Source organism: Burkholderia sp. KBS0801 (assembly GCF_005937855.2).
Lineage (GTDB): Bacteria > Pseudomonadota > Gammaproteobacteria > Burkholderiales > Burkholderiaceae > Burkholderia > Burkholderia ambifaria.
In genome coordinates, this window is record NZ_CP042178.1 from 17,178 (window position 1) to 37,116 (window position 19,939).

Consider the following 19,939-nt stretch of genomic DNA (forward strand, 5'->3'; position numbering starts at 1 on the left):
GTGGCGCCGACGCAGCACAACGGCACGTTGCCCGTCATCGCCGTCACGGGGATGGCGTTCGAGGCACGCATTGCGCGCGGTCACGGCGTCGAGGCCGTGTTCGCCGCGCGTGCCGACCGGCTCGAGCGCGCGCTGGCCGAGGCGACCGCGCGCGGTTGCGCGGGCATCGTGAGCTTCGGCACGGCGGGCGGGCTCGCGCCCGACCTCGCGCCGGGCGCGCTCGTGATCGCGGACGCGATCGACGGGCCGTTTGGCCGCGTGCAGACCGATCCGGCCTGGAGCGCGCGGCTCGTCGCCGCGCTGCACGACACGCCGGTGTGGGCGCGCGTCACGCGCGGCACGATGGCGGCGGTTAGCGCGCCGGTGGTCGGCGAGCAGGAAAAGGCGTCGCTGCATCGCGCGAAGGGCGCGCTCGCCGTCGACATGGAATCGCATATCGCCGCGGCCTTCGCGGCGTCGCGCGGCGTGCCGTTCGCGGTGTGCCGCGCGATCGTCGACCCGGCGTGGCGCACGCTGCCGCGCGCGGCGACGGCCGGCCTGCGCGACGACGGCAGCACCGCGATCCTGCCGATCCTGCGCGAACTGCTGAAGCAGCCGTCGCAGCTCGGCCCGCTGCTGCAGGTCGCCGGCGACGCGCGGGCGGCGCGCACGACGCTGATCCAGGCGCGGCACGCATTCGAGCGTGCGGGCGCGATGCGGATCGTCTGAGCGGCGTTCGCCGCGGTTCACTTCTTCTTTCCCCATTCGATCGCACGGAGCCGACGCATTGTCGTTACCGCGCCATAGCCGCGAGCCCATGAAGTCGGTGCGCGCCTGCACCGGCATGGGCGTCGCACTGGAGTCGGTGTCTTCGGAACTGCCGTCCGAATGAGATCCCTGAATCTCCAACGGGAATTGCACCAGCATCGTACGCACGGTGAGTTTCCTTTGCTCCAGGTTCATCACCCGGTATAAGCGCGCGCCCGCGGGCTCATTTGCTGGTGGACAGTGCGTCGAGGCAATTGGATTCTGTTTTTCGACTTCGTCTGATTGACGCGTCGGGTCCTATCTTTCATCGTTCGAATCGATTTGATTTTCTTATTTGCTGATCGAGGGGAGCGAATGGCGCGGGACATTTTCTTGAAGCTGGCGGGCATAGCGGGCGAATCGCCCGATGCCAATCACCCGAATGAAATCGAAGTGCTGACGTGGGATTGGTCCGTGAGTCAGCAATCCAATATGCATATGGGAAGTGGTGGCGGCGCAGGCAGAAGTACCGTCGACGATCTGACTTTCGAGCACTATATCGATCGTGCCACGCCGAATCTTATTCAGTACTGCCTGACGGGAAAGCATATTGAGAGTGCTGTGCTCGTAATGCGCAAAGCTGGCGGTACACCGCTCGAATACCTCAGGGTCACGATGGAGGATGTACTCGTAACCCAGGTCAATCAGGTTGGCACCGCCAATATGAGGGTTCCGCGCGAGGAGGTTCGACTATCCTTCTCCCGCGTGAGGCAGGAATATGTGATTCAAAATTCTCAGGGCGGTAATGGCGGAGCGGTGAGCATGGGCTACGACATCAAGGCCAACATGACTATTTAACGACAGGGGGTGGAATGCTGTTTATTTCAAAACAAGGTCATGTTGATGCGGAGCGCGTCGAGGTGAAGATTTTTTCGACAATTGAGCGAAGCGCGATGGCTAAGGTGAATGGAATCGTTGTTCACCAAACTGACGGCACCACGGCTGATAGTACGTTTAATAGCTATGCAGGAAGTGGGGCAAACGGAGCGCATTTCCTGATAGACAAGACTGGAGTCATATATCAAACTGCCTCCGTATACAAGAGAACCAACCATGTTGGATTGCTTAAATCCCGGTGCCTTATGGAAAGGAAGTGTAGCCCATCCGAATTTAAAAGAATGTCTGATATGGCCGGGAAATATGCAAAATTATCGCGAGTGGAGTATGGGAAGGTTTTCCCAGGCAGGTATCCGGGGAATGCGGACTCTATTGGAATAGAAATCGTTGGTCGTATGGACAGGGAAACGAAAATATACGAAACGGTGAATGAATGGCAAAATAATTCACTGAGGTGGCTCGTGAAAGAGCTTTGCGAAACATTAGGAATATCTTTTTCTGAGATATACAGGCATCCTGAGGTGTCTTGCAAGATGGGAACTGAGGCGGGGACTGCACAATGGGATTGATGTGTAAATATTTTTTCCTTGTGTGTGTTTTCTTGTTCTGTTCCTCCTCACAGGCGAGAGGGGTGAGGGATATTGAGATTCTCGAATCCGGGAAGAGCAGAGAGGGTGATGCGTCGGAGGTCTGTAAAAAATTTCGACCCACTGTTCAACAGCTCAGAAATTTCTTCACGAGGGCATATCCGGTCGAGGGATATATGTTTTCTCACGAACGGTATTCCTCGTGTTATGCAGCGGGAACGTTGAGATTCGATGACGGCAGTTCGGGGAAGTGGGATCTATCTTCAAGCGGCGTTGCTACATTTATCTTCACGAGAGGCGATGCAGTAACGCTTTATTATAAAAACAATAAATGGTACGACCCGTTTGCTTGTACTTATGGACTTGGCGACGTTGGGGAATGCTAGGTTGCCTGGCCCGTGTGCGGATAAAAAAAGCGCCGCGTATTGTGCGGCGCTCCTCGGTACGTCTCGCTCCGTGTCGCGTTACTGTGCGATGGGACTACTGGCCGCCATGGCCGGCGCCGTCGTCGCACCAGCGGATGCAGCCGCGGGCGTAGCCACCGGTGCCGCAGCAGGCGCACTCGCAGGCATAGCGCCGTCCGCACCCGGATCGTCGTACTGCGGTAACCCCGGCGCGTTGTTCGGCGCCGCGCCCGATGCGCCGCCCGCCTCACCCGGATCCTCGTAGTTCGGCAAGCCCGGCACGGCCGGCGCGGCCGCCGGCACCGCACCCGACTCGCCCGGCTCGGTGTAGTTCGGCGGCGTGGCCGAGGCCGACTGGCCGCGATACGTCAGCGACTTGCGCTGCTGCAGATACGCGTCGCGGACGAACGAGTACGGATCGAGCGCCGCCTGCTTCAGCAGGTCGGTCGCGCCGAGCAGATCCGAACGCGCGCTGATGAACTGCGCGATGTACATCGGATTGCGCGCGGCCGGCTCGATGTAGTTCAGCAGGTTGAAGCGGACGTCCACCGCGCGGCCGACGCCGTCGCGGATCGTGCTCGGCCCGAACACCGGCAGCACGAGGTACGGGCCGGACGGCATGCCCCAGCGCGCCATCGTCAGCCCGAAATCCTGGTGATGCTTCGGCAGCCCGGCAGGCGTCGCGATGTCGATCAGGCCGGCGACGCCGAACACCGAGTTCATCGCCACGCGCATCAGATCCTGCGTCGCATCGGTGATGCGCAACTGCAGCAGGTTGTTCGCCATGTTGCCGAGATCGCCGAGGTTCGAGAAGAAGTTGCTGATCGCGGTGCGCATCGGCGTCGGCGTGATCTTCTGGTAACCCTTCGCGATCGGCACGGCGATGTTCGTATCGACCGTGTCGTTGAACTTGTACATCGCCCGGTTCATCGGCTCGAGCGGGTCGTTGGGGTTGCGGTTCGGGCCGGTCGCGCAGCCGCTCAGCACCGCGCTGGCAGCGACGGTCGCCGCAATGATTCGCACCTTATTCATTGTTTCCTTGCGATTGGTTCTGGGCGCGTTTGACGCGCGGTTTGCCCATCAGGACGGGCTGAAACACCACGGCGCCGATCAGGGTGCAGGTCAACGCCAGCGCGAGCAGCTTGCCCATGCTCGACGTGCCCGGATGATGCGACAGCCACAGGCTGCCGAAGGCGGTTGCCGTCGTCGCGGCGCTGAACAGCACCGCGTGCGTGAGGCTCGAGTGCAGCAGGCCCGTCTGCCCCGCGCGCCACGCCATCACGAAGTACACCTTGAACGCGACGCCGACGCCGAGCATCAGCGGCAGCGCGATGATGTTCGCGAAGTTCAGCGACATGCCGAGCAGCACGCACATCTCGAGCGTCACGAGGCCCGACACGAGCAGCGGCACCAGCGTGCGCAGCACGTCGCCGAAGCGGCGCAGCGTGATCCACAGCAGGATGGTGATCGAGATGATCGACCACAGCGCCGCGTGCAGGAACGCGTTGATGATCGTGTCGGCCGAATGCAGGATCGAGATCGGACCGCCGGTCGCGCCCGGCTCCGCGGCCTTCACCGCCTTCGCGAAGCGGCGCAGCATCGTGTCGTCGTTCGGGTCGACGCCCTTCGGCACCTTCGGCGAGATCTGCACGAGCGCATGGCCGTCCGGCGCGACCCAATCGCGCACGATCGGCGGCGGCAGCGATTCGCGCGTGACGTCCTGCGGCTGCAGCAGCGTCGCGAGCTGGTTCAGCGCGATGCGCAGCGTGTCGGAAAACGCGCGTTCGGCGCGGTCGCGCGTCGCGCTGTCGGCGGCGGCGAGCTTCGCGAGCGATGCCGACAGATGCTGGGCGGCGGCCGCGCCCGGGCCCGGGTGATCTTCCGCCGCGTAGCCCAGCAGGTCGGACACCCGCTTGAGCGCGGCGACGCGCTGCGCGTCGGTCGCTTTCGGCGCGGCCGGCTGCGTCAGCGCAGGCAGCAGTTCGCTCGCGGCCGCGGCGATCGCCGCGCGCTTGGCCGGCTGGTCGGCCGGGACGAAGGTCGTGAGCGTCGTCGTGCGGCCGACTTCCGGCAGCGCGTCGAGGCGCTTCGCGGCCGCGTCGGCCTCGGCGAGCGACGGCGCGAGCAGCGTGACGTCGTTGACGGCCGCTTCGGGCGAATCTTTCAGCGCGAGCAGCGTCGCCATCGATTCGCTGTGCGGATCCTTCAGGTGCAGCGGGTTGAAGTCGAAGTGCAGGAACGCGAGCAGCGGCAGCGCGCCGATCACGACCGCGAGCGTGCCGATCAGGATCGGCTTGCGATGGCGATCGAGGAAATCGTCGACCGGTGCGAGCCACGGAAAGCCCGGCGTCTTCGATTCGCCCGGCGGCGCGAACAGGCGCAGCAGCGCGGGCAGCAGCGTGAGCGTGGTCAGCAGCGCGACGAACATCCCGACGCCCGCGATCAGGCCGAGCTCGGACACGCCGCGATAGGCGGTGGGGATGAACGAGAAGAAGCTCGCGGCGACCGCCGTGGTGGCGAGCGCGAGCGGCATGCCCATCGAGTGCGCGGCGCCGATCAGCGCGTGATCGATGCGTTGATCGCGGAAGCGTTCCTCGCGGTACTTCACGCCGTATTGGATCGAGAAGTCGACGCCGAGGCCGACGAACAGCACCATGAACGCGACCGAGATCATGTTCAGCGAACCGACCATCGCGAGGCCGAGCGCGGCCGTCACGACGAGGCCGACGAACAGCGTGACGAGCACCGAGCCGATCATCCGCTTCGAGCGCAGCGCGAGCCACAGGATCACGAGCACGGCGAGCAGCGTGAGTGCGCCGTTGAGCGCGGCGCCGTCTTCCACCGACGCGAATTCGTCGTCGGCGAGCGGCTGTTCGCCGGTCAGGCGCACGGCCGCGCCGTAGCGTTGCTCGAGGCCGAGCGCTTGCGCGGTGTCGCGGATCACCTGCGTCGTTTCCGCACCGGCCTTCAGCGCGCCGTAGTTCACGACCGGCTGCACGGTGACGAACGCGCGGGCGGGCTGGCGCGCGGCATCGCTGTCGACCAGCCCGCGCCACGAGAACGCGGCCGGCTTGCCGGCCAGCACGTCGTCGACCGTCGCGGCGCTGCGCGCGAGCAGCTTCGCCATCGCGGGCAGCTTTACCTGGCCGGTGAGGAGCGGCTGGCCGAGCGTGGTGGACAGCGTGGTCGCGAGGCCGGTCAGGCTCGGGTTCTTCGCGAGTTCGTTGACGAGCGGACGCGCGCTCGCGAGCTGCGACGTGGTGTCCGACACTTCCTGCGACGACAGGAACAGCAGCCCGTTGTGCTCGAAGAACGGGCCGCCGCCGGGTTCGGCGACCTGGCCGATCCGGCCGGCGTCGGCCTGCTTCTGCAGCGCTTCGGTGAGCGCGTGCGCGGCGGCCGTCGCGAATTCGGGCGCCGGCGCCTCGACCACCGCGAGGATCGTGCCGTTGCGTTGCGGGAAGGCCTTGTCGACGGCCTTGCTGAGCGCGGCCCACTGGGGTTCCGCGTCGACCAGTTTGCTGATGTCCGTGTTGATCTTGAAGTGCTGCGCGACATAGACGCCGCTAAAGACGGCAATGACGAGCGACAGCACGACGACCCAGACGGGGCGGCGTACCGACAATGCGACGAGTCGGACGATGAGAGATGTCACCATGTGGCGGTGGGAAGGGGCTGGCAAGGGCAAAGCAACGAGTATACCGGCGCCGCGTGACGGCGGTCGCAACGTTGCAGCATGAAGGGGCGGGAAGGATATTTGCTCCGCGGCGAGGGAATCGGCGCGAATGATCGGACCATTGGTAAGCGGATATTTACATGATCGGCCCGGATCGTGCCGCGGCGGCGGTCCTGTGACAAAAGGGGCTCAAAGGTAACAGTCGGTCACCGGGCGGCAGGCGGGCGTTCGGGCCGCTATACTTCGACCCACCGGCCGATGCAATCGATGCAATCCGCCGGCCCGTTTTTTCTCATCGAGTGCGATATCCGTATGAAACGTCATCTGTTTGCTTTCGTCGCGGCGGCCGCCGTGTCGGTTTCCGCTTTCGCGCAGAGCGCGCCGGTCGACGTCGTCCGCAATGCGGTCGAGGGCACCGTCAACGCGATGAAGGCCGATCCGGCTGCACGCGGCGGCGACATGGCGAAAATCACGCAAGTCGTCGAGCAGCGCTTCCTGCCGGTGACGAACTTCGAGCGCACGACGCGCATCGCGGTCGGCGATGCCTGGAAGCAGGCCACGCCGCAACAGCAGCAGGAACTCTACAAGCAGTTCAGGGTGCTCATGACGCGCACCTATGCCGCGTCGCTCGCGCAGCTCGGCAACCAGGACGCGAAGTTCTCGTTCAAGGCCGGCGGTGCGTCGGGTGCCGATGCGCTGGTGCAGTCGACGGTGACGACGCCTGGCGACAGCCAGTCGGTCGGCTACCGGCTCGGCAAGGTCGGCAGCGACTGGAAGATCTACGACATCGACATGTCGGGCGCGTGGCTGATCCAGGTCTACCAGGGGCAGTTCAAGAGCCAGCTCGCAACGGGTGGCATCGACGGCCTGATCGCGTATCTGCAGAAGCACAACTCGCGGACGAACTGACGGTCAACGGTCGCGGCGCGAGCCGCGACTGAAATGCGACGCTGAAACCACGACGCCCCGGTCGCGAATGCGGCCGGGGCGTTGCACATTGAGCGGTGTCCGTCGGCCTGGACGATCCCGTGACGGCCGTACGCGAAGCCCGCTCATGGCTCATGTGGTCGATTTTCCTCGGTGGCTTGTCGGAGTGCCTTGCGAAGCCTCCGGTTATCGATGAGCAACGCGAAGACGGTAATCGACAGGATAATCGTCGGCGCATCTTTTCCCGAAACTCGCGCAAACGCGCTCGCCAATCCGGCGCACAAAAGCGCAGCTGACAAGAGCAGTAACCGGTCCTTACACCACGCGTGCGAACGCTGTTTCACGTTGCGACCTCAGCTATATCGGCGGCGAGCATACGCCAGCCCTTTGCGTGCATACGTTGCACGCGCGGGATTTTCCGTGTCGAATATTTCGGGATGCATTTTCAAATGAAATTGAAGGCTGTAGGGCACGTAGACGGCCGTTTGCGACTGGAAATTACGGAGAATCCCATCTATCCAGCGACGGCGCGATTGGACGAGTATGAAATTGGATGAGCGAATTGCGCGTGGGGCAACGCAAACGCGCTGGTGTATCGCGAATTCCGGCTTGTGGCCGTTCGCGCGATGGCCCCGGCATGGGGGCGCAAGCTACCCGGGCGCGCCCTATCGCCGCCGATGCTCGACCGCGAACTTGATCAGCTCCGCCTGCCCCTCGATCTCGAGCTTGCGCTTCAAATTCAGCCGATGGGTTTCCACCGTGCGGACCGACAGCCCCGTCTGCTGGGCAATCTGCTTGCTCGACAGCCCCTCGGCCAGCGCGTCGAGGATGTCGCGTTCGCGCGGCGTCAAGCGGTCGAGCGGCGACGCGGCCGCGCTCGCCTGGATCATCCGCGCGGCGAGCCCTTCGCTGAAGAACGTCTGCCCCGCCAGCACCGCGCCGATCGCGCGGACGATCTCGCTCGCCGGCGAATCCTTCAGCAGGTAGCCGCTCGCGCCGGCGCGCACGGCCTGCGTCACGTACTCGATGTTGTCGTGCATCGACAGCATCAGCACGCGAATCCCCGGAAAGCGCTCGTGGAACACGCCGGCGAGCGTGATGCCGTTCATCCCGTTCATGCCGACGTCCATCAGCGCGAGATCGGGCTCGAGCGACGCGGCGAGCGCGAGCGCTTCGTCGGCGTTGCCGGCTTCGCCGACCACGGACAGGTCGGCCGCCTCGAGCCGCATCCGCAGGCCGTCGCGCACCAGCGGGTGATCGTCGACGAGCAGCAGTCGGGCGGCGGGCCGGTCAGTGTCGGGGGCGCTCATGGGCAAAGGTCTCCGGTTATGGTGGTGCTCGTCAGGCGGCGCGCAGCGGCACGCGCGCGGCCACGACGGTGTGACCGACCTGCGACGTGATCGTCAGCGTGCCGCCGAGCGCGTCGAGGCGCTCGCGCATGTTGCGCAACCCGATGCCGCGGCGCGCATCGGTCTGGGTCCGCTCGGCGTCGAAGCCGCAGCCGTTGTCGGCGATGGTCAGCCTGACGGCATGCGCGCCGACGTCGAGCGTGACGGCCGCGCGCGACGCCTGCGCATGATGCACGATGTTGCTGAGCGCTTCCTGTGCGATCCGGAACAGCGCCGTATTGACCGGCGCGGGCAACGGCCGCGCGCCGCTGTGCGCGACCTGCGTATAGCCGATGTCGATGCCGCTCTCCGCGCCGAGTTCGCGCACGAGCTGCTCGAGCGCGGCCGCGAGGCCGAGATCGTCGAGCATCGCCGGGCGCAGCGCATGCGAGATGCGCCGCACTTCGCGCAGCGTGTCGCCGAGCCGTCCGACGCCCGTCGCGAGCGCCTGCTCGGCTTCGGGCATCCGCGTCGCGCCACGCTCGAACCGCGCGAGCGCGGACTCGAGCATCAGCTTCGCGGACACCATCATCTGACTGATCCCGTCATGCAGCTCGCGCGACAGCCGCTCGCGCTCCTGCTCCTGCGATTCGACGACGCGCTGCGCGAGCTGCTTGAGCTTCGCATCGGCGCTGCGCGATTCGCTGACGTTCAGCACCAGCGCGCACGCGGCGATCACCGCCGCGCCGGTCAGCGCGATCGCGGTGAGCCAGCTCATCGTGCGCTCGATGTTCGCGGACGCCCGCGCGTCGATCCGTTGCAGCGCGTTGTCGACGTCGTCGAGATAGATGCCGGTGCCGACCATCCAGCCCCAGCGTTCGAGCGCGACGACGTAGCCGAGCTTCGGCGCGACCTTGCCCGTCGACGGCCGCTGCCACGCGTAGCGCACGTAGCCGCCGCCGTGCGACGCGGCACCGATCAGCTGCTGGATCGTCAGCGCGCCCTGCGGGTCGCGCATCGACCAGAAATTGTGGCCGACGCGCTCGGGCTCGCGCGGATGCATCAGCGAATTGCCGTGCAGGTCGTACACGAAGAAATAGCCGTCGGGGCCGAAATCCATCTTCTGCAGCATCGCGAGCGCCTGCGTGCGCAGCAGCGAGTCGTCGCGCGCATTGCGGCCGCTCGCGTCGTACAGCGGCATGATCGCGCTCGTCGCGAGCTCGACGTAATGCTTCAGCTCGACTTCCTTGCTCGACAGGTAGGCGGCCTGGATCGTCGCGTGCTGCGTGCGCGCGAGCGACGTCGCCTGCTGGCGCACGCCGAAGCCGATGCCGGCGATCGCGAGCAGGAACGGCACGATGGCCAGAAGGAAGATCTTTGCCTTGAGTCTCATGGTGGTGCGAAGCGGGCGCGGGCCGGCGGCCGCGTGTGTCGCGCGGCGGCGCGGCGAGCCGACATTGTCGGCGATTTTGCCCGCAGGCGGCGGTGTGGCGGCCCGAGGGGCCGGGCCGACGCCGCGCTCAGGCGCGCCGCGGCATCCGCTCGACCGACGAGGACGTCAGTACGACGACCTGATTGCGCCCGGATTCCTTCGCGCGGTACAGCGCGTCATCGGCGAGCTTCAGCGCGGCCTGGATGCTGTCGTCGCGCTCCGGATAGCAGGTCGTCACGCCGATGCTCGCGGTCAGGCGCCCGGACACGCCCGTGTCGTGCCGGATGCCGAGATCGAGGATGCCGGTGCGGATCGATTCGGCGATCGTCACGGCGCCGTTCGTGTCGACATTGGGCAACACGACGACGAACTCCTCGCCGCCGTAACGGGCCGCATAGTCGGCCGGCCGGTGCAGGCAGCCGGCGATGCAGCGGGCGACCGCGGCGAGCGCGTCGTCGCCGGCCTGGTGGCCCTGCGTGTCGTTGTAGCGCTTGAAGTGGTCGACGTCGACGAACAGCAGCGACAGCGCGTGCTGCGAACGCGCCGCGCGGCGCCATTCGCGTGCGAGCGTGACGTCGAGCATCCGGCGGTTGTCGAGGCCGGTGAGGCCGTCGGTGCGCGCGAGCGCCTGCAGTTCGGTTTCCGCGCGGTGACGCTTGCGCAACTGCACGTCGAGCAGCAGCGACAGGCCGACGAAGCCGAGCGCGAGCACGGCCATCGCCGAGCCGATCGGGATCGCGCGGTCGTACCACGCGGCGTAGGTGTCGGCTTCCGAGCGCGCGACCATGATGATCAGCGGCAGGTTCTCGAGGTGCCGGAACACGTACAGGCGCCGCACGCCGTCGATCGATGCGGTGTCGGAGAAGCTGCCTTCGCTGGCGGTCATGAAGTGCCGGAACGTGCTGGCCTTGCTGATGTTGCGGCCGACGATCGCCGGTTCGTACGGCTGGCGCGCGAGCATCAGGCCGGACGTATTGATCAGCGCCATCGACCCGCGATCGCCGAGGGAGAGGCGCGAGAACAGGTTCTGGAAATATTCGAGCCGGATCGATATCACGGCGACGCCGCCGAACGACCCGTCGGGCCGCGTGATGCGCCGGCTGAGCGCGATGCTCGGCGAGCCGGCGCGCAGCCGCGAATGGTACGGATCGCTGACGTACAGGCCGACGTCCGGGTGGTCGCGATGCACGGTGAAATACTGTTCGTTGCCGAAATTGGCCTTGCGCGGCACGTCGCTCTTGCCGTCGACCGCAATGTCGCCGTTCGCGTCGAGCACGTAGATGCCGCCGAGATACTTGGCCGTGGTCGCGCGATCGAACAGCACCTGGCGGCGCAGCGGCATCGGCAGCGCGCCGACCGCCGGATCGTTCTCGCCTTCGACGACAGCCTGCAGCGACAGCGCAAAGAACTCGATGTTGCGCTCGATGTCCCACGACGCCATCAACGCGATGTTCTGCTGCGTGATGCGCGCACGGTCGCGCGCGTCGATGCGTGCCTCGTACAGCACGATTCCACACAGCAGCAGCAGGAGCAGACCGAGCAGCAGCCCCGAATAGAAGATCAGGTGCGGCAGCAGGAGCCGGCGCAGATGAGCGGCGACACGGCCCGTCAGGCCGGATTCGCTGGGCATTGCGTAGTCGGTTTCTGCCATGGTCCGTGGATCGAGGGGGCATCGCCGCCGGGCGGCGGGCCGATGCGATTGTGTTCGTATTGATTGGCCGGCGGCGATCCGTTACGCGGCCCCCGATACGCATTCCGCCCGACCGACAGGAAAAGCGGGCGCGATCATCGATCAGAGCGGCCGGATAAGCCGCCGCATTACCGGCGCACCGGCAAGATAGATCGGCCGCGATTCGACGATCCGACGAATCGCGGCGCGCAATGGTCCGAGTATAGCGCGGGCATTATCGAGCGCGAAAAATGTTGCAAGCCGTTGATCGGGATCAAATTATCGCGCCGGCCGACGCTTGCCGATCGCGCGCGCAAGCGTTGCAGTACAAGGCTCTGCGCCGAAGGCCGAGCGATACGGACCGGTCATCCGTTTTCAGCGTCCGCGCGAATCCGCATAGGAAAACGGGCGGCCGAGATGGCCGCCCGTGTCGTGAAGCCGCATGCGGGAAAGCCCGCATGCGAACGCTCATGCGCCCTGTTGTTGCGCCTTGAACGCGAGCCGGAACCGATGCAGCAGCGGCTCGGTATAACCGCTCGGCTGCGACGTGCCCTGCAGCGCCAGCGCGCACGCGGCCTTGAACGCGGTCGACTGGTCGTAGTTAGGCGCCATCGGGCGGTAGTTCGGGTCGCCCGCGTTCTGCTGGTCGACGACGCGCGCCATGCGCTTGAACACGTCGAGCACGAACGCCTCGGTGATCACGCCATGGCGCAGCCAGTTCGCGATGTGCTGGCTCGAGATGCGCAGCGTCGCGCGGTCTTCCATCAGGCCGACGTCGTGGATATCGGGCACCTTCGAGCAGCCGACGCCCTGTTCGACCCAGCGCACGACGTAGCCGAGGATGCCCTGCGCGTTGTTCTCGACCTCGCTCAGGATCTCGCTTTCGCTCCAGGCGGCGCGCTCGACGACCGGCACGGTCAACAGCCCTTCGAGCAGCGCGTCGCGTTCGCTCGCGTAGGACGTCTTCTCCAGCTGCTGCTGGACGGCCTGCACGTCGACTTGGTGGTAGTGCAGCGCGTGCAGCGTCGCGGCGGTCGGCGACGGCACCCACGCGGTGTTCGCGCCGGCGCGCGGATGCGCGATCTTCTGCTCGAGCATCGCGTGCATCAGGTCCGGCATCGCCCACATGCCCTTGCCGATCTGCGCGCGGCCGCGCAAGCCGGCCGACAGGCCCGCGAGCACGTTGTTGCGCTCGTATGCGGTGATCCACGCCGACGACTTCATCTCGCCCTTGCGGATCATCGGGCCCGCTTCCATCGCGGTGTGCATCTCGTCGCCGGTGCGATCGAGGAAGCCGGTGTTGATGAACGCGACGCGTGCGGCGGCCGCCGCGATACATGCGGCGAGGTTCACGCTGGTGCGGCGCTCCTCGTCCATGATGCCCATCTTCAGCGTGTTGCGCGGCAGGCCGTACAGATCCTCGATGCGCGCGAACAGCGTATCGGCGAACGCGACTTCGACGGGGCCGTGCATCTTCGGCTTCACGATGTAGATCGAGCCCGTGCGCGAATTGCGCTTGGCCTTCAGGTCGTGCAGCGCGCACAGCGTCGTGACGACGCCGTCGAGAATCCCTTCCGGAATCTCGTTGCCGTCGCGGTCGAGCACCGCGCCGTTGGTCATCAGGTGGCCGACGTTGCGCACGAACAGCAGCGAGCGGCCGTGCAGCGACAGCGTGCCGCCGGCCGGCGTCGTGTACTCGCGATCGGCGTTCAGGCGGCGCGTGAAGGTCTTGCCGCCCTTCGCGACTTCCTCCACCAGCGTGCCCTGCATCAGCCCGAGCCAGTTGCGATACAGCTGGACCTTGTCTTCGGCGTCGACCGCCGCGACCGAATCCTCGCAGTCGATGATCGTGCTGACCGCGGCTTCCAGCACGACGTCCTTCACGTTCGCGAGATCGGCGCGACCGATGGGGGTCGATGCGTCGATCTGGATCTCGATGTGCAGGCCGTTGTTTTTCAGCAAGATTGCCGACGGCGCACCCGCCGCCCCCTGGTAGCCGACGAATTGCGCCGGCCGCGCGAGGTGCACGACGCCCTTGCCGGTCTCGACGGCGAGCTGGCCGTCCTCCACGCGGTAGCGCAGCGCGTCGCGGTGCGAGCCGCTCGCGAGCGGCGCGGCGTTGTCGAGCACGTTGCGCGCGTAATCGATCACGCGCTGGCCGCGTGTCGGGTTGTAGGTCGACGTGCGTTCGGCGCCGCCGTCCTCGGGCAGCGCATCGGTGCCGTACAGCGCGTCGTACAGGCTGCCCCAGCGTGCGTTCGCGGCGTTCAGCGCATAGCGCGCGTTCGACAGCGGCACGACGAGCTGCGGGCCGGCCTGCGTCGCGATCTCGCTGTCGACGTTCGCGGTGGCTGCCGCGACGTTCGACGGGACCGGCACGAGGTAGCCGATTTGTTCGAGGAACGCGCGAAACGCGGCATGGTCGCGCACCGGGCCAGGGTGCGCGCGATGCCACGTGTCGAGTTCGTGCTGGAGGCGGTCGCGTTCCGCGAGCAACTCGCGGTTGCGCGGCGCGAGGTCGTGCACCAGCGCCGAGAAACCGCTCCAGAACGCGGCCTTGTCGATACCGGTGCCCGGCAGTGCTTCGTTTTCAATGAACTGGCTCAGCGCTGGCGCGACTTGCAGTCCTGCTTGGTCGATCATCGTGATTCCTCCCGGGGAATGAAAAACGCGCGCGGATCAGGCCGCGACGCTTTGTGTGCCGGCGCGGGCGATCTGGGCGTCCTGTTCGGACTTTACGCCAGACACACCGATCGCGCCCGCAATCCGGCCGTCCACCGTGACCGGCACGCCGCCTTCGAGCAACCCCGTCAGCGGCACGCTCAGAAACGCGGTGCGGCCACCGTTGATCATATCCTCATACGCCTTCGTCTCGCGGCGGCCTAGCGCCGCCGCACGCGCCTTGTCGTGCGCGATGTAGCTGCTGGCCGGCGACGCGCCATCGAGACGCGCGAACGCGAGCAGGTGGCCGCCGTCGTCGACGATGGCGATCGACACGGCCCAGCCGTGGTGCTCCGCTTCCGCGCGGGCGGCGGCGAGCATGCGCTCGACGTCGGCGAGTTCGAGTTCGGGTTTCGTTTGCATGGAAGTCCTCCGGAATCAGCGGTCAGTTGACCAATCGGTTGTCGACGAGCTCGATCCAGTGGCGCACGGACGTACGGCCCGCGCCGTTCAGGTGAGTCTGGCAGCCGATGTTGGCCGTGACAATCAGGTCCGGCCGCGCGGCTTCGAGTGCGTCGAGCCTGTTGTCGCGCAGTCGGGTTGCGAGTTCGGGCTGCGTCAGCGAATAGGTGCCGGCCGACCCGCAGCACAGGTGGCCGTCGGCGACATTCGTCAGATCGAAGCCGAGCCGCCTGAGGATGCTTTCCACCGCGCCGCCGAGCCGCTGCGCGTGCTGCAGCGTGCACGGGCAGTGCACCGCGACGCGGCGCTGCGTTGCGTCGGCCAGCGCGTCGAGCGGCTCGGCCGCGATCACTTCCGCGAGGTCGCGCGCGAGTGCGCTCACACGCCGCGCCTTGTCCGCATACGCGGGGTCGGAGCGCAGCAGGTCGCCGTATTCCTTCACGAACGCGCCGCAGCCGCTCGCCGTCAGAACGATCGCTTCCGCGCCGGCCTCGATCACGGGCCACCACGCATCGATGTTGCGGCGTGCGCGTGCGAGCCCGGCCTCCTGCGCGTTCAGGTGATATTCGGTCGCGCCGCAGCAGCCGGCTTCGCGGGCCGGCGTCACGCTGATGCCGAGCCGGTCGAGCACGCGCGCCGCGGCCGCATTGGTGTTCGGCGACAGCGACGGCTGCACGCAGCCTTCGAGCATCAGCACGCGTCGTGCGTGGCGTAGCGGCGGGCGCGGCGCGGCTGCCGGCACGGTGGCCGGGATCTTGTCCTGCAGCGCGCCGGGCAGCAGCGGGCGCAGCGCGCGGCCGGCCTTCAGCAGCGCGGCGAACGTCGCCGGCCGCGGTACGACGTGACGCAGGCCGGCGCGCAGCAGGCGCTCGCGCGCCGGACGCCGCGCGCGCTTCTCGGCTTCCGCGCGGCCGATGTCGAGCAGCGTGTGATAGCGCACGCCGGACGGGCAGGTCGTTTCGCAGTTGCGGCAGGTCAGGCAGCGGTCGAGATGCTGCTGCGTGCGCTCGCCGCACGGCTCGCCTTCGAGCATTTGCTTGATCAGATAGATGCGTCCGCGCGGCCCGTCGAGCTCGTTGCCGAGCACCTGATAGGTCGGGCAGGTCGCGTTGCAGAAGCCGCAGTGCACGCAGGCGCGCAGGATCGCTTCCGCTTCGTCGGCCCGGTCGAGGGCCTTGCTTGCTTCGCTGAGATTGGTTTGCATCGGCGGTTCGCAGTCGGGTGGGCGTCAGAGGTCCGCGTACAGGCGGCCGGGATTGAAGATCGCATGCGGATCGAGTTGCGCCTTCAGCTGCCGGTGCACGCGCAGCAGCGCAGCCGGCAGCGGCTGGAACGGCTCGTGCGTCGCGCCGGGCGTGAAGCAGGTCGCATGGCCGCCCCACTGCGCGGCGAACCGTTGCACGTCGGCCGGTGCGGCGTCGCTCTTCAGCCAGCGCTGCGCGCCGCCCCAGTCGACCAGCAGTGCGCCGGGCAGCGCATCGAGCGGCGCGGCGGCCGGCACCGACACGCGCCACAGCGGGCGCGGATCGTCGAAGAACGGCAGCGACAGGTCGCGCAGCCGGGACCAGAAGCCGTCGGCGCGATCGTCCATGTTCTCGCCGCCGATCGTGTCGTGCGCGGCCTTCACCGAGCCCTCGCCGCCTTCGAGCCGCACGCGCAGCACGCCGTCCGCATGGCAGGCGCCCGCGAGCGGCAGCCCCGCGCGACGCCATCCGGCCACGCGCCGCACGGCTTCGGCTGCCGTGAGCGGCAACGCGAGATCGCGGCTCGCGCGCGGCTTCGGCAGCACCTTCAGCGAGACTTCCGTCACGACGCCGAGGCAGCCGAAGCTGCCCGCGAGCAGCCGCGATACGTCATAGCCCGCGACGTTCTTCATCACCTCGCCACCGAAGCGCAGGTGCTTCGCGTGGCCGGTGATCACGCGGCAGCCGAGCACGAAATCGCGCATCGCGCCGGCCCACGGGCGGCGCGGCCCCGACAGCGCGGCAGAGAAGATCCCGCCGACCGTGGCCCCGCCGCCGAACGTGGGCGGCTCGCACGGCAGCATCTGGCCGGCCGCGTCGAGCATCGCGTCGAGTTCGGCGAGCGGCGTGCCCGCGCGCGCGGTGATCACGAGTTCGGTCGGGTCGTACGCGACGATGCCGCGGTGCGTGCGCACGTCGAGCGTGCGGCCTTCGACGGCGCGGCCGAGAAAGGACTTCGTGCCCGCGCCGCGGATGAGCAGCGGCTGGCGATCGTGGATCGCGGCGTCGACCTGCGCGACGAGCGCCGCGCTGTCGTCGATCGAATCGGGTTCGCGTTCGCGTCGCATCAGAAGCGCTCCAGTTCGGGAAACGGCAGCTTGCCGTGATGGACGTGCATCGCGCCGAATTCGGCGCAACGGTGCAGCGTCGGGATGTTCTTGCCGGGATTGAGCAGGCGGCGCGGATCGAACGCGGCCTTCACCGCGTGGAAGAACGTGATTTCGTCGGCGTTGAACTGCACGCACATCTGATTGATCTTCTCGCGCCCGACGCCGTGTTCGCCGGTGATGCTGCCGCCCACCGCGACGCACAGCTCGAGGATCTTGCCGCCGAGCGCTTCCGCGCGGTCGAGTTCGCCCGGACGGTTCGCGTCGAACAGGATCAGCGGATGCATGTTGCCGTCGCCCGCATGGAACACGTTCGCGACCGGCAATGCGTATTGCGCGGACAACGCGGCGATCCCTTCGAGCACGCGCGGCAACTCGCGGCGCGGGATCGTGCCGTCCATGCAGTAGTAGTCGGGCGACATGCGGCCGACCGCCGGAAACGCGTTCTTGCGGCCGGCCCAGAAGCGCTGCCGCTCGGCCTCGTCGCGTGCGACGCGGATCTCCGACGCGCCGGCGTCGCGCAGCAGCGCGGCGACGCGTTCGGCGTCCTCTTCGACATCGGTCGCCGCGCCGTCGAGTTCGCACAGCAGGATCGCCTGCGCGTCTACCGGATAGCCCGCGTGGATGAAGTCCTCGGCCGCACGGATCGCGAGGTTGTCCATCATCTCGAGCCCGCCCGGGATCACGCCCGCGCCGATGATCCGCGCGACCGCCGCGCCGGCTTCGGCGACGTCGTCGAAGCTCGCCATCAGCACCTTCACGCTCGGCGGCTTCGGCAGCAGCTTCACCGTCACTTCGGTGACGATGCCGAGCATGCCTTCGGAGCCGGTGAACAGCGCGAGCAGGTCGAAGCCGGGTGCGTCGAGCGCGTCGGCGCCGAGCGTCAGCAAGTCGCCGTCGATCGTCAGGATCTCGACCTTCAGGATGTTGTGCACCGTCAGCCCGTATTTCAGGCAGTGCACGCCGCCCGCGTTTTCGGCGACGTTGCCGCCGATCGAGCATGCGATCTGCGACGACGGGTCCGGCGCATAGTAGAGGTCGTAGGGCGCGGCGGCCTGCGAGATCGCGAGGTTGCGCACGCCGGGCTGCACGCGCGCGATGCCGGCATCGGCGTCGATTTCGAGAATGCGATTGAACTTCGCCATCACGAGCAGGATGCCTTTTTCGAGCGGCATCGCGCCGCCCGACAGACCGGTGCCCGCGCCGCGCGCGACGACCGGCACGCCGTGCGCGGCCGCCACGCGCAGCACCGCACGCACCTGCTCGACCGTGTCGGGCAGCACGACCGCGAGCGGCACCGTGCGGTACGCGGCGAGGCCGTCGCATTCGAACGGCTTCAGCGCCTCGCGCTCGTGCAGCACGTCGAGGCCGGGCGCCGCCGCAGCGAGCGCGGCGACGAGCGTGTCGCGGTCGACGGTCGCCAGCGGGCCGTCGATCCGTTCGTCGTAGATGAAACTCATCGTGTGTCTCCGTCTCCACCATGCAGGCGGCCGCGGGATGCGCGGCGCGCCGGATGAACGGCATTCTTGGCGGGCGGCCGGTGCGTGTCCAGACGTCGCGAACGTGGTCGTACCAGTTTTTGAAAGGGGGCCTGTCGGACGCGGTTTGCGGTGACGGGAAACCGAATCGACACAAGGGTTTGTGAGAAAATCGGCGATATCCTCCCGAAGTGGTCATACCAGTATGGAAACGCAAGTTCGACAAGCGCCGGCGCGCAATGTCGCCGATGTCGTCGCCGAGCGGATCGAGCGGCTGATCGTCGACGGCGTGCTGAAGGCCGGACAGGCGCTGCCGTCCGAGCGGCGGCTCACCGAGAAGCTCGGCGTGTCGCGCACGGCCGTGCGCGAAGGGATGAAGCTGCTGCGTGCGCGTGGCATCATCGACACGACGCACGGCAAGGGTTCGTTCGTCGCGAGCCTGACCCCGCAGCGCGAAGTGTCGCCGATGATGCATCTGCTCGGCTCGCAGCCGCGCACGCTGTACGACCTGTTCGAGGTACGCGGGATGCTTGAGACCGAAGCCGCGCGGCTCGCGGCGCTGCGCGGTACGCCTGCCGATTTCATCCTGATCAAGCGCCGCTACGAGGAAATGACGGCGGCCGATGCGCAGGATCTCGATCCGGCGGCGCGGGCGAAGCTCGACCATGCGTTCCATCTCGCGATCTGCGAGGCGTCGCACAATCCGGTGCTTGTGAATACGTTGCAGTCGCTGACCGACTTGCTGCTCAGTTCCGTGTTTGCGTCGGTGAACAATCTCTATCACCGCGAGCCGTTGAAGAAGCAGATCGACCGCCAGCATGCGCGGCTTTATAACGCGGTGACAGGGCGGCTGCCCGACCAGGCCCGCAAGGCCGCGAGCGAGCATATCCGGCAGTGCGTCGACTATCTGCGCGAGATCGAGGAGGAAGAGCAGCGGCTCGTGCGGTCGACGCTGCGGCTCGAAGGGTGGACGTGAACCGGATGAGCGGAGCATCCGTTGCCGCCATGACGTGTATCAAGCAAATCGCGCTGGCGGTGCGGTCTCGCGGTCGAATATGTCGCAATGTGAGCAATTCGATGCGTGGCCCGACACGACCCGTTTTGCCTTTGCGCGACACGCGCCTGGCGGTTGACCGTGGCGCGCCGCCTATCCTTGAAGGAGTACGCTGCATGTCGATTCCGATGCGTAACGACGGGCCCGCGGCCCGCGCCGTCCAGATCCTGCGATTCAATATTCCCCGCAAATTATGCGGAGAATAGCCGCTCTATTCACCGCACCGTCAAACCTGGCGGGACCAAAAAAAGCCCGCCGAAGCGGGCAACCTCTCGATGAAGAGGAGGA

15 protein-coding genes are annotated in these 19,939 nt (G+C 66.9%); 5 read left to right on the top strand and 10 right to left on the bottom strand.

The genetic code is table 11. The features are described from left to right. The 3 genes from FFI87_RS16895 (at window position 1) to FFI87_RS16905 (ending at window position 2,192) form a co-directional block, all read left to right on the top strand. Complete coding sequence (locus FFI87_RS16895) at window positions 1–708, top strand: phosphorylase (RefSeq protein WP_138849758.1); 708 nt, start codon at window positions 1–3, stop codon at window positions 706–708. Window positions 709–1,101: 393 nt separating this feature from the next. Continuing rightward, on the top strand, window positions 1,102–1,584 hold the full coding sequence (locus FFI87_RS16900; protein WP_138849757.1) for an Hcp family type VI secretion system effector: 483 nt from the start codon (window positions 1,102–1,104) through the stop codon (window positions 1,582–1,584). 14 nt (window positions 1,585–1,598) lie between these two features. Further along, entirely contained in the window at window positions 1,599–2,192 is a 594-nt protein-coding gene (locus FFI87_RS16905) for an N-acetylmuramoyl-L-alanine amidase (RefSeq protein WP_138849756.1), read from the top strand. 482 nt (window positions 2,193–2,674) lie between these two features. On the opposite strand, the gene FFI87_RS16910 is transcribed toward FFI87_RS16905, so the two are convergent. Next, window positions 2,675–3,646, bottom strand: coding sequence for a VacJ family lipoprotein (locus FFI87_RS16910; protein ID WP_138849755.1), 972 nt, complete (start codon window positions 3,644–3,646; stop codon window positions 2,675–2,677). Continuing rightward, window positions 3,639–6,272: an MMPL family transporter gene (locus tag FFI87_RS16915; RefSeq protein WP_012367148.1), complete on the bottom strand. Its 2,634-nt coding sequence runs from the start codon at window positions 6,270–6,272 to the stop codon at window positions 3,639–3,641. The genes FFI87_RS16910 and FFI87_RS16915 overlap by 8 nt, the downstream gene beginning before the upstream one ends. Before the next feature lie 330 nt (window positions 6,273–6,602). Here FFI87_RS16915 and FFI87_RS16920 point away from each other — a divergent pair, with 330 nt between their 5' ends. Continuing rightward, window positions 6,603–7,199 (top strand): phospholipid-binding protein MlaC, encoded by a 597-nt coding sequence (locus FFI87_RS16920; protein ID WP_041490220.1) that lies wholly within the window; start codon window positions 6,603–6,605, stop codon window positions 7,197–7,199. Window positions 7,200–7,882: 683 nt separating this feature from the next. Here FFI87_RS16920 and FFI87_RS16925 read toward each other — a convergent pair. The 8 genes from FFI87_RS16925 to glcD form a co-directional block, all read right to left on the bottom strand. Further along, window positions 7,883–8,527: a response regulator gene (locus tag FFI87_RS16925; protein WP_012367145.1), complete on the bottom strand. Its 645-nt coding sequence runs from the start codon at window positions 8,525–8,527 to the stop codon at window positions 7,883–7,885. A gap of 31 nt (window positions 8,528–8,558) precedes the next feature. Beyond that, on the bottom strand, window positions 8,559–9,938 hold the full coding sequence (locus tag FFI87_RS16930) for a cache domain-containing protein (protein ID WP_138849754.1): 1,380 nt from the start codon (window positions 9,936–9,938) through the stop codon (window positions 8,559–8,561). A gap of 127 nt (window positions 9,939–10,065) precedes the next feature. Further along, window positions 10,066–11,628: a GGDEF domain-containing protein gene (locus tag FFI87_RS16935; protein WP_138849753.1), complete on the bottom strand. Its 1,563-nt coding sequence runs from the start codon at window positions 11,626–11,628 to the stop codon at window positions 10,066–10,068. A 486-nt stretch (window positions 11,629–12,114) separates the two neighbouring features. Then, complete coding sequence (locus FFI87_RS16940) at window positions 12,115–14,289, bottom strand: malate synthase G (protein WP_138849752.1); 2,175 nt, start codon at window positions 14,287–14,289, stop codon at window positions 12,115–12,117. Between the two features lie 36 nt (window positions 14,290–14,325). Then, on the bottom strand, window positions 14,326–14,730 hold the full coding sequence (locus FFI87_RS16945) for a GlcG/HbpS family heme-binding protein (protein WP_006753196.1): 405 nt from the start codon (window positions 14,728–14,730) through the stop codon (window positions 14,326–14,328). A gap of 22 nt (window positions 14,731–14,752) precedes the next feature. Then, window positions 14,753–15,973 (bottom strand): glycolate oxidase subunit GlcF, encoded by a 1,221-nt coding sequence (glcF, locus tag FFI87_RS16950; RefSeq protein WP_138849751.1) that lies wholly within the window; start codon window positions 15,971–15,973, stop codon window positions 14,753–14,755. 24 nt (window positions 15,974–15,997) lie between these two features. After that, window positions 15,998–17,080 carry a glycolate oxidase subunit GlcE gene (glcE, locus tag FFI87_RS16955; RefSeq protein ID WP_138849750.1) on the bottom strand — a complete coding sequence of 361 codons (1,083 nt, stop codon included), beginning with the start codon at window positions 17,078–17,080 and terminating at the stop codon, window positions 15,998–16,000. Further along, window positions 17,080–18,579 carry a glycolate oxidase subunit GlcD gene (gene glcD, locus FFI87_RS16960; RefSeq protein ID WP_138849749.1) on the bottom strand — a complete coding sequence of 500 codons (1,500 nt, stop codon included), beginning with the start codon at window positions 18,577–18,579 and terminating at the stop codon, window positions 17,080–17,082. The genes glcE and glcD overlap by 1 nt, the downstream gene beginning before the upstream one ends. Window positions 18,580–18,802: 223 nt before the next feature. Here glcD and glcC point away from each other — a divergent pair, with 223 nt between their 5' ends. Continuing rightward, window positions 18,803–19,573, top strand: a complete 771-nt coding sequence (gene glcC / locus FFI87_RS16965; protein ID WP_138849748.1) for a transcriptional regulator GlcC — start codon at window positions 18,803–18,805, stop codon at window positions 19,571–19,573. The last annotated feature ends 366 nt before the right edge of the window (window positions 19,574–19,939 follow it).

What these genes read in the sequence shown, in the direction of transcription:
- FFI87_RS16930 (WP_138849754.1), bottom strand. Translation starts at nt 9,938, where the DNA reads ATGAGACTCAAGGCAAAGATCTTCCTTCTGGCCATCGTGCCGTTCCTG.
- FFI87_RS16920 (WP_041490220.1), top strand. Translation starts at nt 6,603, where the DNA reads ATGAAACGTCATCTGTTTGCTTTCGTCGCGGCGGCCGCCGTGTCGGTT.
- FFI87_RS16935 (WP_138849753.1), bottom strand. Translation starts at nt 11,628, where the DNA reads ATGGCAGAAACCGACTACGCAATGCCCAGCGAATCCGGCCTGACGGGC.
- FFI87_RS16910 (WP_138849755.1), bottom strand. Translation starts at nt 3,646, where the DNA reads ATGAATAAGGTGCGAATCATTGCGGCGACCGTCGCTGCCAGCGCGGTG.
- glcC (WP_138849748.1), top strand. Translation starts at nt 18,803, where the DNA reads ATGGAAACGCAAGTTCGACAAGCGCCGGCGCGCAATGTCGCCGATGTC.
- FFI87_RS16905 (WP_138849756.1), top strand. Translation starts at nt 1,599, where the DNA reads ATGCTGTTTATTTCAAAACAAGGTCATGTTGATGCGGAGCGCGTCGAG.
- glcD (WP_138849749.1), bottom strand. Translation starts at nt 18,579, where the DNA reads ATGAGTTTCATCTACGACGAACGGATCGACGGCCCGCTGGCGACCGTC.
- FFI87_RS16915 (WP_012367148.1), bottom strand. Translation starts at nt 6,272, where the DNA reads ATGGTGACATCTCTCATCGTCCGACTCGTCGCATTGTCGGTACGCCGC.
- FFI87_RS16925 (WP_012367145.1), bottom strand. Translation starts at nt 8,527, where the DNA reads ATGAGCGCCCCCGACACTGACCGGCCCGCCGCCCGACTGCTGCTCGTC.
- FFI87_RS16945 (WP_006753196.1), bottom strand. Translation starts at nt 14,730, where the DNA reads ATGCAAACGAAACCCGAACTCGAACTCGCCGACGTCGAGCGCATGCTC.
- FFI87_RS16900 (WP_138849757.1), top strand. Translation starts at nt 1,102, where the DNA reads ATGGCGCGGGACATTTTCTTGAAGCTGGCGGGCATAGCGGGCGAATCG.
- glcF (WP_138849751.1), bottom strand. Translation starts at nt 15,973, where the DNA reads ATGCAAACCAATCTCAGCGAAGCAAGCAAGGCCCTCGACCGGGCCGAC.
- glcE (WP_138849750.1), bottom strand. Translation starts at nt 17,080, where the DNA reads ATGCGACGCGAACGCGAACCCGATTCGATCGACGACAGCGCGGCGCTC.
- FFI87_RS16940 (WP_138849752.1), bottom strand. Translation starts at nt 14,289, where the DNA reads ATGATCGACCAAGCAGGACTGCAAGTCGCGCCAGCGCTGAGCCAGTTC.